General features: G+C 69.4%; 10 protein-coding genes. 3 read left to right on the forward strand and 7 right to left on the reverse strand.

Annotated elements, in window-relative coordinates:
- Positions 1–5: 5 nt before the first annotated feature.
- The gene (locus ACFWP5_RS25875) at positions 6–797 is read right to left on the reverse strand and encodes a hypothetical protein (protein WP_384161091.1); all 792 of its coding nucleotides are present in this window, start codon (positions 795–797) and stop codon (positions 6–8) included.
- Between the two features lie 389 nt (positions 798–1,186).
- On the opposite strand from ACFWP5_RS25875, the gene ACFWP5_RS25880 reads away from it, so the two are divergent.
- Complete coding sequence (locus ACFWP5_RS25880; protein WP_384161203.1) at positions 1,187–1,507, forward strand: hypothetical protein; 321 nt, start codon at positions 1,187–1,189, stop codon at positions 1,505–1,507.
- Positions 1,508–1,589: 82 nt separating this feature from the next.
- On the opposite strand, the gene ACFWP5_RS25885 is transcribed toward ACFWP5_RS25880, so the two are convergent.
- From ACFWP5_RS25885 to ACFWP5_RS25895, 3 genes are all read right to left on the reverse strand, one after another.
- Positions 1,590–1,799, reverse strand: a complete 210-nt coding sequence (locus ACFWP5_RS25885; protein WP_384161094.1) for a hypothetical protein — start codon at positions 1,797–1,799, stop codon at positions 1,590–1,592.
- A gap of 144 nt (positions 1,800–1,943) precedes the next feature.
- Positions 1,944–6,008: a beta-galactosidase gene (locus ACFWP5_RS25890; protein ID WP_384161097.1), complete on the reverse strand. Its 4,065-nt coding sequence runs from the start codon at positions 6,006–6,008 to the stop codon at positions 1,944–1,946.
- A gap of 598 nt (positions 6,009–6,606) precedes the next feature.
- Positions 6,607–7,380, reverse strand: a complete 774-nt coding sequence (locus ACFWP5_RS25895) for a maleylpyruvate isomerase family mycothiol-dependent enzyme (RefSeq protein ID WP_384161100.1) — start codon at positions 7,378–7,380, stop codon at positions 6,607–6,609.
- A gap of 544 nt (positions 7,381–7,924) precedes the next feature.
- Here ACFWP5_RS25895 and ACFWP5_RS25900 point away from each other — a divergent pair.
- Entirely contained in the window at positions 7,925–11,140 is a 3,216-nt protein-coding gene (locus ACFWP5_RS25900) for a TIM-barrel domain-containing protein (RefSeq protein ID WP_384161205.1), read from the forward strand.
- A 139-nt stretch (positions 11,141–11,279) separates the two neighbouring features.
- On the opposite strand, the gene ACFWP5_RS25905 is transcribed toward ACFWP5_RS25900, so the two are convergent.
- The 3 genes from ACFWP5_RS25905 to ACFWP5_RS25915 form a co-directional block, all read right to left on the reverse strand.
- A complete protein-coding gene (locus ACFWP5_RS25905) occupies positions 11,280–12,875 on the reverse strand; it encodes a flavin-containing monooxygenase (protein WP_384161103.1) in 1,596 nt (531 codons plus the stop codon).
- A 2-nt stretch (positions 12,876–12,877) separates the two neighbouring features.
- The gene (locus ACFWP5_RS25910; protein ID WP_384161106.1) at positions 12,878–13,342 is read right to left on the reverse strand and encodes a cupin domain-containing protein; all 465 of its coding nucleotides are present in this window, start codon (positions 13,340–13,342) and stop codon (positions 12,878–12,880) included.
- A 117-nt stretch (positions 13,343–13,459) separates the two neighbouring features.
- Positions 13,460–14,224: an IclR family transcriptional regulator gene (locus ACFWP5_RS25915; protein WP_384161109.1), complete on the reverse strand. Its 765-nt coding sequence runs from the start codon at positions 14,222–14,224 to the stop codon at positions 13,460–13,462.
- Positions 14,225–14,347: 123 nt separating this feature from the next.
- Between ACFWP5_RS25915 and ACFWP5_RS25920 the strand changes: the two genes are divergently transcribed.
- Positions 14,348–15,130, forward strand: coding sequence for an SDR family oxidoreductase (locus ACFWP5_RS25920; protein ID WP_384161112.1), 783 nt, complete (start codon positions 14,348–14,350; stop codon positions 15,128–15,130).
- The last annotated feature ends 21 nt before the right edge of the window (positions 15,131–15,151 follow it).

A 15,151-nucleotide genomic window follows, 5' to 3' on the forward strand; every position in this document is an offset into this window, starting at 1 on the left:
GTTCGTCACCTGACGTCGACGAAGTCGCCTGTCGCCGTGGCGGGGCCGGTGGTGGGAGTACCGGTGAAGACGAAGCGGAAGTAGCCGTCGGTCCTGGCCTTGGTGGTGGTCTTCAGCGTGCCGCCGGCGCCGCTGGTGACGGTCTTCAGCGCGGTGTAGACGGAGCTGCCCTTCTTACGGAACTGAAGCTGGGCCGGCCGGCCCTGGTAGCCGGTGTAGGTGCCGGTCTCCCAGTTCGCGCGGGTCAGCTTCCCGGTGACGGTGATCGTCCGGCCCTTCTTCACCGGCTCGGGCGAGGCGTTGGCCGTCACCATGGCGTACCGCTTGACGTTCGCCGTGCCAGTGACGTCGGTCTCCGTCCAGTCGTCGTTGGTGTCCTGTGCCCCGGCGAGCACCTTCCACGCGCCGGAGAGGCCGTTGTGGTCGAAGTCCCGCCGGGCGTCCACGGCGAAGCTCACCTTGCACGTGGACGTGGTCGGGTCGGCCACCGACACCGCGCAGGTTCCCGTCGGTGGGTACTGCGGCAGGATGCCGTCGGCGTCGTCGGTGTTGGGACCGTGCCACAGGTAGGCCCAGGACGCGGCGACACCCTCCGGGTCCCGGGCCGTCCACGTGATCGTGACGGTCTTTCTGGTGGTCAGGCCGAGCACGATGTCCTTGCCTCCGTCGACCACGACGTTCGAGAACGTGGTGCCGTCGGCAGCGGCCTTGTCCGTCGCCCGGGCGGTGGCCGGAAGCACCGATGCGGACAGGGTGACCGTCAGGAAAGTGACGGCGAGGGCCGGGCGCATGCGCATGAAGTCCCCCTTCGGGACGCCGGGTTCGCCGTTTCCCCCCACGACGAAACCTGATGGTGTGTCATCGGTGGCTAGACCCGTGAGGGGCGGTCCCAGTTGCCCTGTTCTTCGAACCAGCGTCCGCATCCGCCGGGCAGGGGGACGATCAGGACCCGCGGACGAGGACGAGGACAGCGGCGAAGACACCGACGAGCATCACCGCGCACGGCTCCCGGCAGCCGCAGCCGCCTGGGCGTCGTGGAGGAAGCTCACGACCGTGGATCCGGTAGCCGTCGCACCGAGGGACGCGTGGTGCAGGCCGTCATATCGCGTTGTGGGTCATGGGGCGCCGCCGTAGGGTCGCCGGCATGTCTCTACGTCTTCGCATGCGTCGCGCGCTCCTTGAAGCGATGCGCGCGGGTGACAAGGCCGCGGTGAGCGCCCTTCGCACAACCCTTGCCGCGCTGGACAACGCCGAGGCGGTGTCCGTGGAGGAAACCCAGCTGCGCGGCCTGGCCCTTGAGCAGTCGCCGGTCGGTGCCGGCGCCACCGAAGTGGCTCGGCGTGAGCTGAGTGAGCACAGTGTGGTCGAGATGGTGAAGGCCGAAGCCGCCGAACGACTGGATGCTGCGGCGCAGTTGACCGCTCCCGCGCACGCTCAACGAGCCGCACGGCTCCGCGCCGAGGCCGACGTGTTGCTTCACTTCCTCGACGGTTCGGACGCCGCGTGACCATCGGGGGTCGAGGTGAAAGCCCTGCGGGTGAACGACGAACGCTTCAACGAACGTCTCCCTCGACAGCGCGTACGGGCCGTCAGTAACCGCTGGTCGTGAAGTCGGTGAACTCGTCCTCGCTCGGGTAGCCCGGGTTGGCGGCGGTACCGAAGAGGCCGACGTCCTGGGTGTCCGTGGCGGAGGGGATGGTCGCGGTGCTCGGCGGGGTCCATCTGATGCTGTCAGTGGAGTAGCAGCCGGTGTGGGTGGTGCCTGGGCGGACCAGCCGGATCCAGCTGGGCTGACCCATGCCCGGGCGATGGCCGCGCGTATCCGTGCAGCCGGGGTGACCTGCGGCCTCCTTTACCACGGCGAGGGCACCACGACGTGGCCCGTGCTGCGCGCCGCCCTGGAGGACGGCCACCGGACACGCATCGGCTTCCCTGACGCTCGTTCAGTCACACGTCAGCGTGGGTGTCCCCCAGTCACCGTGGTCGTTGCCGTTGCCGTCGCCCGCGTCACCGACCTTGAGGTCGATCACCTGGGCGCCGCTGACGTCGACGTCGATCGGCACCGCGGCCTGTTTGCCGTGGATCGTCGGGGTGGTGACCAGGGTCTTGCCGTCGGCGATCACGGAGAACGTCACCGTGCCCGCACCGCCCGTCTCGTCGTCGACGCCGACGTCCGCCGTCAGCCGCGAGCACTGTCCGGCGAGGTAGAGCTGGACGTCGCTGACGGAGTTTGTGCCCAGGCCCTTGGCATAGCCGACGCCGGCGATGGTGATCGGACGGCCGTCACCGGCCGCCTGCTCGCCGACGCTGGTGTCCCGTTCCACCGGGCCCCACCCGTTGGTGGACGAGAGGAACGACAGGTCACTTACGTCGCTCTTTCCGGCTGGTGGGGCTGGCGGGATCCCGCCGACGATGCGCTCGTCGGCGCCGACGGCCTGCCGTCCGTTCTGTCGGTAGTGCACCGTGGCGGTGAGTGCCGAGGCTGATGGCAGCGTGCCGGTCGGCGGCTCGACCTTCCAGGTGAAGGTGGCCGATGTGCCCGGTTGCAGGCGCTGGACCGACGTGGGGCTCGGGGCGCTCACGCTCCAGCCGTCGGGCGCGGAGAGCGACGCCGTCAGTCCGGAAGCGGACCGTCGGTCCTTCGGCACCCGCACCGTCGCCCGAGCCGTGAAGGCCTGTCCCGGCTGGGCGGTGTCCGGCACGTCCAGGGTGACATCGGCTCCCGGACGCTTCGGCATGGCGTAGGTCCGGGCGTCGTAGCGCGGGCTGTCGTTCTGCGCGACGCGCAGGGACGAGGCGTAACTGCCGTAGTTGGTCAGCGAGACCTTGCCGAGGCCGCCCGTGCTGCCGTCGAGGTTCCAGACGGCGATGGCGACGCTGTTGTGGCCGTTCGGGTTCAGGATGCCGTTGGGGACCGGGAAGGTGTGCTGCGGGCCGAGGTAGTTGACGTAGTTGCCGACCTGCCAGCCGTTCACGAAGATCGTGGCGCGGTACTCGCGTGACGGGTCGTCGGTGAACGTCAGTCCCAGCGAGGTGTCCTGACCGTGCGGCAGATCCAGGTTGACGTCGGTGCGGTACCAGGAGACCCCGGGAGTGGTGTCGGTTGTCGGGAGGGACACGCGACTCCAGCCGCTGTCCGGATAGCCCGGCAAGGACCAGCCGGCCCGCTCGCCGTAGAGGCCGCCCGTCGACAGCGGACCGCGCACCGTGTCCTGAATGTCCTCGCCGCCCCGTACGCCCTGGAGGCGCCAGGTGACGGAGGTCAGCGGTGCGCCGACGAGGGAGGCGCTGGTCAAGCCGCGGGCGGTCTTGTTGCCGTTGGTGGAGTTGTAGTCCTCCTCGTGCCCCATGTTGACAGTGAGCAGGGAGATGACGTTGTCGCCCGTGGACTTCACGGAACCCGCCGGGAAGGTGAAGTCGCCGCTGCCTGTGGTGGAGCTGCCCAGGAAGGTGCCGTTGAGCCACGCGGAGAACGCCTGCGCCCCTCCGCCGGAGTCCGAGACCAGGTGGATGCCGGTCTCCTTGCCGGTGGTGCGGAAGCGGCCGCGGTACCACGTGTTGCCGGTGTGGAAGCCGTAGTCGTCCGCGTAGAGCACCGGCAGCGAGTTGGCGCCGGAAACGCTGTTGGTGGTCGCCTTGTCGGCCACCTGCCAGCTGGTGTCGTCGAAACCGGGGCCCGCTTCGGGTGACTCCTGGGCGTGCTTCCAGTTGGTCAGCGTCGGGAGATGTATCGGGGCGGCCACCGGGATCTTCCCGGTGAGGCTTCCCGTGTCGGTGGCGTGGGTACCCAACATCCCGCCGTTCCAGGTGACTTGGGTGGCGGAGGTGAACACCTCGATGTTCTTGTCGTCGGCGTTGTCGCCGGTGAGCGCCATGGTGCGGCCGCCGTGCAGGCTGGTCGCCGTCCGCAGCAGGTGGGTGCCGCGCACGAGCACCGGGCCGCTCGCCGTGTCCTGACGCCAGAAGGTCTTCGCCGTGTCCTTGTCGCCGACGAGCAGGAGCAGCGGGCGGTTTCCGCCGCTGTTGATGCTGATGCGGATCAGGCCCTTGTGCGTGTAGTTCAGGCGGAGGTCCCCGGTGGCCGGGTCCCAAGTGGTCGTGACCGTCCCGCCGTTGGCGGTCACGGTGGGCTCGGTGGCGTAGCGCAGGACGGTTTCGCCGTCGCTGTCCTCGTCGCCGTAGAGCACGGCGACGTCCCGGTTGCCGATGGTCGCGCTGGTCATGATCTCGGAGGTCGAGTACTGCAACTGCGCTTCCCCGAGGCGGTAGTTGGCCACGATCACGTGTGAGTCGCGTCCGTCGAGCGTGATCGCGGTTCCTGGCTGCTGCGGCACGACCGGGTAGGTCGGCTCCGCGCCGGCGGCGGCCGTGGGCACGTCGATGGCGTCGACGGCCACGTAGTTGTCCGTGGACCCCGAGCTGTGGTTCCCGTTGACGACGATCTTCAGCGTGTGCGCGCCGGGTGTCAGGCCGGTCTTCTGGAAGATCACCGCCTGGCTCTCGGCGCCGGAATCGTCGACCGTGGCCGTCTTGGTGCCGTCGAGGTAGACGTCGGCGTTACCGTGGTTGTTGGTCTTCGAGCCGATCCAGCGGATCGCGGTGCCGTCGAAGGGAACGGTGAGCGAGTCGCCGACCTTGTTGGAGAACGACTCGGTGTGCTTGTAGTCGCCGCCGGTGTAGCTCGTGTCGGCCACGTGAGACCACGAACCGGCGTACTGCAACGCCGAGTCGGGGTCGTCCCAGGTGTAGGTGGTGTCCGCGGTCGGCTGGGCGTTGAAGTCCAGTGCGATGTGGGTCTTGTCGACGGCGGTGGACGTGGAGTTCCCATGCCTCAGGACGTGGAACTGCGTCTTGGTGTCGGGGTTCATCCGGGCGGTGTCGACGACCGCGGAGCCGTCCGGCGGTGTGGCCCTGATCGCCTCGGTCTTGGTCAGCGGGGCGACCGACTGCGTGAAGTACCCGATGAGCTTGTCCTCGTCGTACTTCGGATCGAGTTGGCGGTTCTCGCGGATGGCGGCCCCGTAGTCGTACGACGTGTAGTTCTCGGGCATGCCCAGCCAGCCCCAGTTGGTGCCGCCGTAGGTCATGTAGAAGCTCTGGGCGGTCGCGCCGACCGCGATGTTCTGCTTGTAGAAGACGTTGGCGAACTGGTCGTTGATCAGCTGGGCGCACTTGTCATAGCCCGGTCCGCCCCAGGGGTCGAAGGCGCCGCCCTGGAACTCCGGCGAGTACAGCGGTTTTCCGGCCGGGTGGTCGTAGCTGATGTCGGGGACGCCGTTCCACTTCGAGGGGTTCGAGCAGTCGAAGCCCTGGGGGTAGGAGTCCGGGCCGTCGACGTCCAGGGCGCCGGTACCGGAGTTGAAGGTGCCGTTGTTGTTGCCGGTCAGCGGGACCGTGATGCCGTCCGCGCGCGCCTTGTCCTCCAGGTGCCGCATGTAGGAGCGGCCGGCGGCCGAGCCGTCGTAGTACTCGTTCTCGACCTGGTAGGCGATAACTGACCCGGTGCCGTTGGTCAGTTGGTGGCGGGCGATGATCCGGTCGATCCGGGTCAGCCACTCGTCCGCGTACTTCAGGAACCGCGGGTCGTCGCTGCGGTTGTTTCCGGCCTTGGTGGTCAGCCAGCCGGGCAGACCGCCGCTGTCGACCTCCGCGTTGATGTACGGCGCCGGGCGGGCGATCACGTAGAGCCCGGCCTCCTGCGCCATGTCGAGCAGTTTGTCGACGTCACGCACCCCGCTGAAGTCGTACACCCCCGGCTTCGGGGAGTGGTATCCCCAGTCGAAGTACAGCGAGGTGGAGTTGAAGCCGGCGGCCTTCATCTTCTGGAAGATGTCGCGCCACAGGTCCTGGCTCGGGAGCCGGAAGTAGTGGAACTCGCCGGACCACAGGTAGGTGCGCCTGCCGTCGACGAGGAACGAGTAGCCGTCGAGAGTCACGGTGTGCGCCTGCGGACCGACGGCGGGCGGCTGCTCGCCGACGTCCTGCACCGCCGCGGCCGGCGCGGTCATCCCCACCACCAGGGCGATGGTCGCGGCCGTCGCGAGGACCGCCCTCCACCACCGACGACGACCGGGTCTCGCAACCTCTGAACCGTTCCGACTACCCCGCACTGCGGCCTCCAGACCGACTGGGCGAACAGCATCAAACAGACTCAGGCAAAGTCGAACAGTAGGGGGACGCGGGGCACACCACAATGGGGCGGGAGGACGCAGTCGAGAGGCCGGTTCCCGGGCTCACGTCCGACAACCGGCCAGGCGTCGTCAGGACCGCCAACACCCTTTGCCGGACCAGCGCGACCTTCGCGGCGAAGGCATAGGTCTTCACGGCGTCCCGGCCTCCGCTCCCGGTGTTCCGGTAGCCCGTCGTGGCGGGCACCGGGGCACGCGAAGCCGGCAGACGCAGACTCACACCTCACACCTCACACCTCGTGCAAGATCAGCCACTGGTCAGGCTGAACCAACAGCGGGCTTGCGAAAGTAGTCGCGGTCCCGTCACGATTCCCGTCGCACCCGTCCTTCTTCACCCTCGGTCGCACATCCCATCGCAAACGCAACTGCCGATGACTGTCGTCCCCTGAACCAGAAGTCCGCCGTGTTGTGCAGCCGCCTAGGGCGCCGTGAACAGCATCGGGAAACGCAGGCCGAGCCACGGCTTTCGACCCCAGACAATGACCTTGGCGCGGGCCATGGTGGTGGGGGCGGTCCAGCGGCCCAGGGCGAGGAGGAGGAAGGCGATGGGGTCGATGGCGATCGTGCAGTCGGGGCGCCGGGGTGGGGCGTCACTGACCGTGGGGACGCCGTCCGCGAAGGTGACGGCGAAGCGGTCTCGGCCGGTCCGCACCGCATAGCAAGCATGATGGCCGGCCGCGGCGGCGTTCACGACACGCGGCATGGCCAGTCGCATGAAGGGCAGCGTGAACGGGACCACGTCTCGGTCCACCATGTGCGGTCGGCGCAGCGCGACCGCGATGTCGTAGCCGTGCCCGAGCAGGTGCGTGAGCAGGTACGAGCCCAGGGTGGCCACATCCATCGGCCCCATCGGTGTCTGCACCACCTCGTGCGGAGAGCGGCCGGCCGCGGCCTCGACGAAGGCCCGGGCCTGTTCTGCGATCGCCGTGCCGAGGACCACCGGATCCCGCTGAGGGAAGTCAGCCAGGGACGCGCTGTTGGCCGCCGCGAGGCCGCCGGGCGTCCCATCGCCGTACGGACGGGCCTCACCCGCCCCGATGCCCGCCATCAGCCTGCCTGCCAGCGCGAGGTGCGCCGCCGCCTCCCCCACCGTCCACCCGGCGCCCGGTAGCGGGGCCCGTGGATCGCTCACCGCCCGGAGCAGCGCCGCGATGCGGTCGGCGGTGGTGACGATGGCGTCCTCGGGTGTCATGAACGGGATCGTGTACGGACCCGGAGGCCGTGTCCAGTGGCATGACGGGCCCATCCGGGAAACCGTCACTCCACGTTCACACACGCTGATCGTCGACGAACGGGAAGCGGCTCACCGTTCACTCGTACGCGAGCAGTACGTCACGACGCGGTGACCGACGTCGCCGAGCGCGGCTGGCACGACATCGTGCGGCCCGGAAACCCGCTGCGCAGGGCCTTCACCGGCACCCCGGCCAACGAGCCCGACCCGCCGTCGAGAATCTGAGGCATGTCCACGACTCCCCGGCCAGGTCGAGTTCGAACTGGCCGACACACCGCACCGGATCACCGGGCCTGACGGGTGAGGAAGCCGCAAGGGTTGACAACGATGTCGGCCAGCGGCAGATTCCACCAGGCGCGAACGGGAACCGGCACACCTCCACCACGGGCCCAAGTGGCCCCACCCCAGGACGGAGCTGTCCGTGAGAAGACGATCGGCGTTACGCACCACACGCTTGCCACGAAGACGCGTCACAGTCCTCGCCGTCATCAGCACCCTGGCCGCCATGCTCGTGACCGGTACCGGTACCGGAGAGGCCTCGGCGCACGTAGCGACGGCCCACCGCACCGCGTCGGTGACTTCCGGCAACGCACGCTTCCAGGTCCTGTCCCCGACCCTGATCCGCACGGAGTACGCGCAGGACGGGAAGTTCACCGACAGCGCGACGTTCAACGCGATCGGCCGCACCGCGTTCACGCCGCCCCCGTACACCTCAAGTACGTCCGACGGCTGGCTGACCATCACCACGAGCGCGCTCACCCTGAAGTATCAGGTGAATTCCGGGCCGTTCGACGCGCAGAACCTCTCCGTGCACCAGTCGGCCGGCGGGTCGGCGGTCGACGCCACCCCGTGGCACCGGCTCACCTGCGGCCTTGGGGCCCTCTGCGAGGCCGAGCAACTGGCCCACAGCGGGGCCGGCGTCGCCACGGACCACACCGGGTATACCGGGTCCGGATTCCTCGCGGGCTTCGAGGGAACGGGCGACTCCGTGTCGGCCGACGTCGACGTCAGCACGGCGGGGACGTACGCGTTCGACGCGCGCTACGCCAACTCCCTTGGCGGGGACGGCCAGACGACCACCCGCACCCTCACGCTGTCGGTGGATGGCGGCGCGAGCCGCACCGTGAGTCTGCCGGCCACCGCGAACTGGGACACATGGGGCCTGGCGAGCAGCGCGGTCCAACTCGGCGCCGGGCAGCACACGTTGACGCTGACGAGGACCGCCGCCGACTCCGGCGACGTCAACCTCGACAGCGTCGCCCTGGTGAACCAGGGCAGCGGCTTCCCACCCACCTCCGCCACCGCGATCACGAGTTGCGGATACGGCGTGAACTGCGAGGCCGAGGCCGACCGTGTCTCGGGTACGGCGATCACCGCCACCGACCACGCCGGGTACTCCGGCAGCGGCTTTCTCGCCGAACTGAACCAGGGCGCGGGCGCGTTGACCCATGTCGTCGGCGTACCGGCCGACGGCACCTACGCGTTGCAGGTCCGCTACGCCAACGCCACGGGCCGCGACGGGCTTTACCAGACCCGCACCGCCACGGTGTCCTCCGGCGGCACCACGCAGACCCTGTCGCTGCCCGTCACCGGCAACTGGGACACCTGGAGCACCGCCTCCGTCCCCCTCGCACTCAAGGCCGGAGCGAACGACATCACCCTCGGCTGCCCGGACGCCGCGAGCTGCCATGTCAACCTCGACACGGTCTCCATCACGGCGGCCAACTCCCCTGCCCCGCAACCGCACTTGGCGCTCGGCGGCTACCGCCGTAGCCTCGACGGCGTCAACGGTGACAACGGCGCTCCGGCCACCACGCCCGGCCTGCTCTACAAGGACGGCTGGTACCTCCTCGACGACACCGCCTCCGCCCTGTACGACACCGGAACCCACCAGGTCACCCAACGCCCCTCCCACGGCGGCGCGCCCTACCAGGACGGCTATGTCTTCGGCTACGGCCACAACTACCAGCAGGCCCTGACCGACCTGGCCACTCTCACCGGCCCGCCCGAACTGCTTCCCCAATGGGCCTACGGCGTCTGGTACTCGGAGTACATCGACCGCACCGCCGCCGACTACGAGAACAGGATCCTGCCCGCCTTCCGCGCCGAGGGCGTGCCCCTCGACGTCCTGGTCACCGACACCGACTTCAAGTCGCCGAACACCTGGAGCGGTTGGGAGATCGACCAGTCCAAGTTCCCTGATCCGAAGGGGTTCTTCGACTGGGCCGCCTCCCAGGGACTGCACAACACGCTCAACATCCACCCGAGCATCCTGAGCAGCGACCCGCAGTTCGCGCAGGCCCAGGCGACCGCCAAGGGCAAGCTGCACAAGGGAGGTTGCGCCTCGTCCGCGAGCAGCGGTTCCGGTGACTGCTACACCTTCGACTGGGGCGACCCGGACCAGCTCAAGGCGTACATGGACCTGCATCAGACGATGGACCAGCAGGGCAACGACTTCTGGTGGCTCGACTGGTGCTGCGACGCCTCCCAGTCCTCGCTGCCCGGTGTCACCCCCGACGCGTGGATCAACCAGCAGTACGCCACGGACGCCGACAAGAACATCGGCCGCGGCTTCGCCGTCTCCCGTGCCTACGGCTCGCTCCAGGCGGGCGGTTACAGCGGCCAGCAGGGGCTGCCCACCGGGCCGTGGGCCGACAAGCGCACCACCGTCCACTTCACCGGTGACACCTCCTCCACCTGGGGCACTCTGAAGGCCGAGGTCGGCTACACCCCCGGCGAGGCGGCCGCCACCGGCATGTCGGCGATCAGCCATGACATCGGCGGCCACAACGACACGACGAACCTGACCGGTTCGGAGACCTACACCGCCGACGGCACGACCCACACCACGCACAAACTCCCCGACGACATGTACGCCCGCTGGGTCCAGCTCGGCACCTTCCAGCCCATCGACCGCCTGCACAGCAACCACAGCGACCGCCTGCCCTGGCAGTACGGCACGGCGGCCCGCGCCTCCGCCGACAAGTTCCTCAACCTCCGCGAGAACCTGGTGCCTTACACCTACTCGCTCGCGCAACAGGCGAACACGACCGGTGTCCCGGTCACCCGCCCGATGTATCTGCAGTACCCCAATGAGCCCCAGGCGTACGCCACTTCGGGCAGCGAGTACTTCTACGGCCCCGACATGCTCGTCGCCCCCGTCACCACGCCCGGCACCACGGCGACGACCTCGGTATGGTTCCCGCCCGGCAGCCAGTGGACCGACTACTTCACCGGGCAGACCTACGCCGGCGGCACCACCCAGAACATCACCAACGGCCTCGACACCATGCCGGTGTTCGTCCGGGCGGGCGCCGTCATCCCGACCCGTACGAGCGACGTCACCAGCAACGACAAGAACCCGCTGACCAAGGTCACGCTCACCGTCGCCGCGGGCGCCTCCGGCACGTCCACCCTCTACGAGGACGACGGGACCGCCGGTACCGGGCGGAGCCACAGCGCCGTCACGAAGATCCGGTACCGGGAGAACGGCACCCGGCACACGGTGACGATCGCCCCGCCGACCGGAAACTTCCACGGCCAGGTCAAGACCCGGCAGTGGACCGTCTCCCTCCTCGGCGTCACCGCCCCGGGCACCGTCCGAGTGGGCGGGGCCCAACTCCCCGCCCGCGCCTACCACTTCGACGGCACGACCCGCACCCTGACCGTCACGCTCCCGGCGCGGAGCGCGCACACGCCGATCACCGTGACATGCGGTTGACCGGCACCGCCGGGTCCGCATGACCCGGTAGGCGCGCACTCGAACCCCGGCGCATTCGTCTCGCGCCGGGGTTCGACGCCGCCCGAACAGCAGGCGGCCTACGAGTGTTCAAGCAATCGGGATGCTCAACTGATCGGCCTCAGCCTTGCGTCGAGGATTTCGTCAGGTTCTCCGGCTCCGTATCCCCGCGCCCTGAAGCCGAGGCCGAACTACCCAGCCCGGTAAGGGGGCTTGGTCGGTCCCGGCCTCCGGGACCGCTCGACGCGAGTCGCTTGAGCAGCGTGGGGGTCAGCCGACGGTACGCGGCCGGATCGACCGGGCCGAGCCAATGGGCGGCGCGGATCAGCGGGTTGATGTTGAGATCCAGGTCGCCGAGTACTTCGTCTGCGTTGTGCATGGAGAACGGGATGATCTTGGTGCCGCGGCAGTGGTGTGTGTCGGTGGCGATGTCCATGAAGGCCAGTTGCTCGACGACCGCGTGACGCATGGTCTCGGTGTCGGGTGTCGCCAGCGCGCCGGCGAGGTCGGCGGCGATCCACAGGGCGGCGATCTCGGCGTTGAGCGGGCTGAAGAAGGAGGAGTTGTAGCCGTTGAAGTACAGGCCGGGAATCCCGAGGGGCAGGATCTGGCGGTAGAGCATGAAGTTGCCCCGCTCGTCGAGCAGTTGCTCGCGCACCTCCTCCGGCAGGAACGGGACGCCCTGGGTGAAGCCGGTGGCGCAGACCACCAGGTCCGCGCGGAGCACGGTGCCGTCGGACAGGCGGGCGGAGGGCTCGCCGTCCACGACGAGGAGCTTCTCGATGGTGCGGTCCCGGCGCACGGTGATGTCGCCCGCGGTGACGGCCTCGAAGAAGCCCTCGGTCGCGAGGCCGATGGCGCCGCGCACGATGTCCTCCATCGTTCCCCGGGGCACGAGATCGAGCCGCTTGAGACCGAGTTGGCGTATCGAGACGGTGCCGATGGAGTTGATCATCCGGCGGCGCAGGCCGTTGCCGGGGCCGTGCAGGAAGCGTTCGAAGCCGCGCCGGCGGATGTATCGGAACAGCGCCTCGCCGAGCCGGGTGAGCAGCAGCAGCTTGAAGTTCAGCCGGCCGCCGACCTTCCGCGGGACCTTCCACAGCAGCTGGCGTGCGATGACGTCGGTGCTGGCGGCGACGGCGCTGATCGGCACGGCCACATCGCAGGCCGACTTGCCGTAGCCGACGACGAGGACGTTACGGTCGCGGGCCTGCTCGGCGTCGTGGAACTCAGTGCCCGCGCACACCTGGCCGCCGGCCGCGGTGAACTCCGCCAGGCCGTCGAAATTCGGTACCGCCGGTTCGCAGAACACCCCATTGGCGACGACGAGTCGGTCGTAGGTCTCCGTGGCGTGTGTGCCCGCGGAGTCGCGGTACTCGACGCTCCACGTACCGTCGGCGGTCGGCCGGGTCGAGAGCACCTCGGTGCTCAGGCGCAGTACGGGTTCGAGTCCGAAGTGCGCGGTGTAGTCGGCGAGGTAGGACTGGATCCGGGCGCCGTCGGGCCACTCGGGAAAGTCCGCGGGCATGGGGAAGTCGGAGAAGGAGTACTGCGCCTTCGGGCTCTGTGTGGTCACTCCCGGGTAGCGGCGCGTGCGGCTCCACACGCCGCCCACGTCCGGGGTCTTGTCGAACACGTCCGTCCGGTGTCCGGCCTGCGTGAGCACCTTCGCGGTGACCAGGCCGGCGACTCCGGCACCGATGATGGCGATCCTCATGGTCACGCGACCTCGGGCGGCAGTTGGAGCACGATGCCGAAGTCGGCCATGATCTTCTTCATCAGCCCGATGTCCTTGGGGCCGGGCGGCATGTCCGCGAGCGTCTGGTAGTAGTCCTCCAGGCCGGCCGGCGAGACGACGGAGATGACGCGGGACTCCTCCTGGTAGGGGTTGCGGAAGGCGTGGATCACATCGCGCGGCAGGTACAGGTAGTCGCCGTGTTCGAGGACGAAGTCCTTGCCGCCGAGGTGCACGTCGAGCCGTCCGGCGAGGCAGATGAAGGACTCGTCCTCACGGGTGTGCAGGTGGGGCGGCGGCCCGTCGGTCTCCGGCGGGACCGTGTACTCGAACAGCGAGTACGCGTCGTGTGTCGCGGCACCGTCCGCCTTGAGGGTGATGCCCAGCCCGATCGCCGCGATCTTGTGTCCTTCGCGGGAGGGCAGCATGTAGCCACCGCCTAGAGTCACCGTCGTCTCCTTCCGGTCGCCACCGTGGCCGACCGGCCACGGCGCTGGTCTGCTGCGCCCAGCGTGGGGTTCGGCGCGGTCGGTGCGCAATCAGACGTCCCACCCGCTGGGACGATTTCAGCGGCGGGTGCTGTAGGCCCGCGAGGCTGCCGCGGCGGCGAGCCGTACGGCGGGCCCGGCCCGGTCGGCGCGGACCAGGGCGGTGGGCCCGGTGACGGACAGGGCGGCGGCGACCCCGCCGGACGGGCCGAAGATCGGGGCGGCGACGCAGCTCACGCCGATGTTGCCCTCCTCGCGCTCCACCGCCCAGCCCCTGGCCGGGACGGCGGTCAGCTCGCGGATCACGGCTTCCTTGCTGGTCAGGGTGCGTGGGGTGCGTGCCGGCATTCCGGTGTCGAGTACGGCGTCGATGGTCGCGGTCTCGCTGTAGGCGAGGATGGCCCGGCCCAGCGCCGAGCAGTACGCCGGGATGATTCCACCGACCTGGGAGAGCATCGGCATGGGGCGGTGGCCGGTGATCTTCTCGACGACCAGGATCTGCGCCCCTTCCAGGACACCGAGCTGCACGGTGGTCCTGGTCGCGCTGTGCAGGTCCTGGAGGTAGGGCAGCACGGCCTCGCGCAGTTCGAGCCGGATCGGCGCCAGGCTCGCGATCTCGAACAGCCGGTTGCCGATCCGGTAGTGGCCCTGGGGTTTGTCCAGCCAGCCGAGCCGGATCATCCGGTCCGCGGTGCGGTGGGTGGTCGACCGGGGCAGCCCGCAGCGGGCCACGAGCGCGGAGAGGGTCAGCTCGCGGTGCGCCGCGTCGAAGGCGCCGAGGATCGCCGCCGCGCGCTCAAGGCCCGATGCCTCGGCCTTGCCGTCCCGCGCAGTGGGACTCATCCCTTGTTCCCCGGGGGTCATGCCGGTCACGCTAAGGCTGTCCCCGCCCGGCGGACAAGGGGGGCTCGGCCACGACTGTCCCTGCCGGCGGACATGGGGCGGACTCAGGAGGATGCCAACATCATGCGGACAGCATTGGTCGGCGGCGGTGCGAGTGGTATCGGGCACGCGGTCGCCGAGCGCCTGGCGGGTTCGGGCGACCGGGTGGTGATCACCGGTCGGCGCGCCGAGGCCCTCGAAGCCGCGGCCGCACAGCTCGGCGCCACCGGGGGCGACGGCCCGGCGCGCGAGGTGCACGCCCTGGTGAGCGACATGGCCGATCCTGCCTCGGCCGTAGCGGCGATGGAGGAGATCGACGACCGATACGGCGGCCTCGACGTGCTCGTGCTCAACGCCGGTGGTCCGCCGCCCGGCGGGATCCTCGACCTCGACGACGCGCGGTGGCGGGAGGCGTCCGAGCTGTTGTTGCTCGGCCCGCTGCGGCTGGCGCGCCTGGCGATGCCGGGCATGGCGAAGCGGGGTTTCGGGCGGGTGGTGTTCGTGACGTCCACGGCGGTGCGCCAGCCTCAGCCCGATCTTGCCGCGTCGGTGGTGCTGCGCTCGGCGGTCACGGCCGCGGCCAAGCTGCTCTCCCGCGAGTTCGCGGCCGAGGGAGTGACCGTCAACTGCGTGGCCCCAGGCGCCACTTCGACTGAGCGGCGCACCCAGATCCTGGCCAACCGGGCACGCGCCGCACACCTCGGCTTCGACGAACTCGACGCGCAGGATCTCGCGCACATTCCGGCCGGGCGGGCCGCGCGGCCGGCGGAGATCGCGGGCGCGGTGGCGTTCCTGGCCTCCGACGACGCGGCGTACATCAACGGGACCGTGCTCACGGTCGACGGCGGAAGGACGGAGACGATCTGATGGCGGAATCGGGATCTCGCT

It is taken from the genome of Streptomyces sp. NPDC058469 (assembly GCF_042721125.1).
GTDB lineage: Bacteria > Actinomycetota > Actinomycetes > Streptomycetales > Streptomycetaceae > Streptomyces.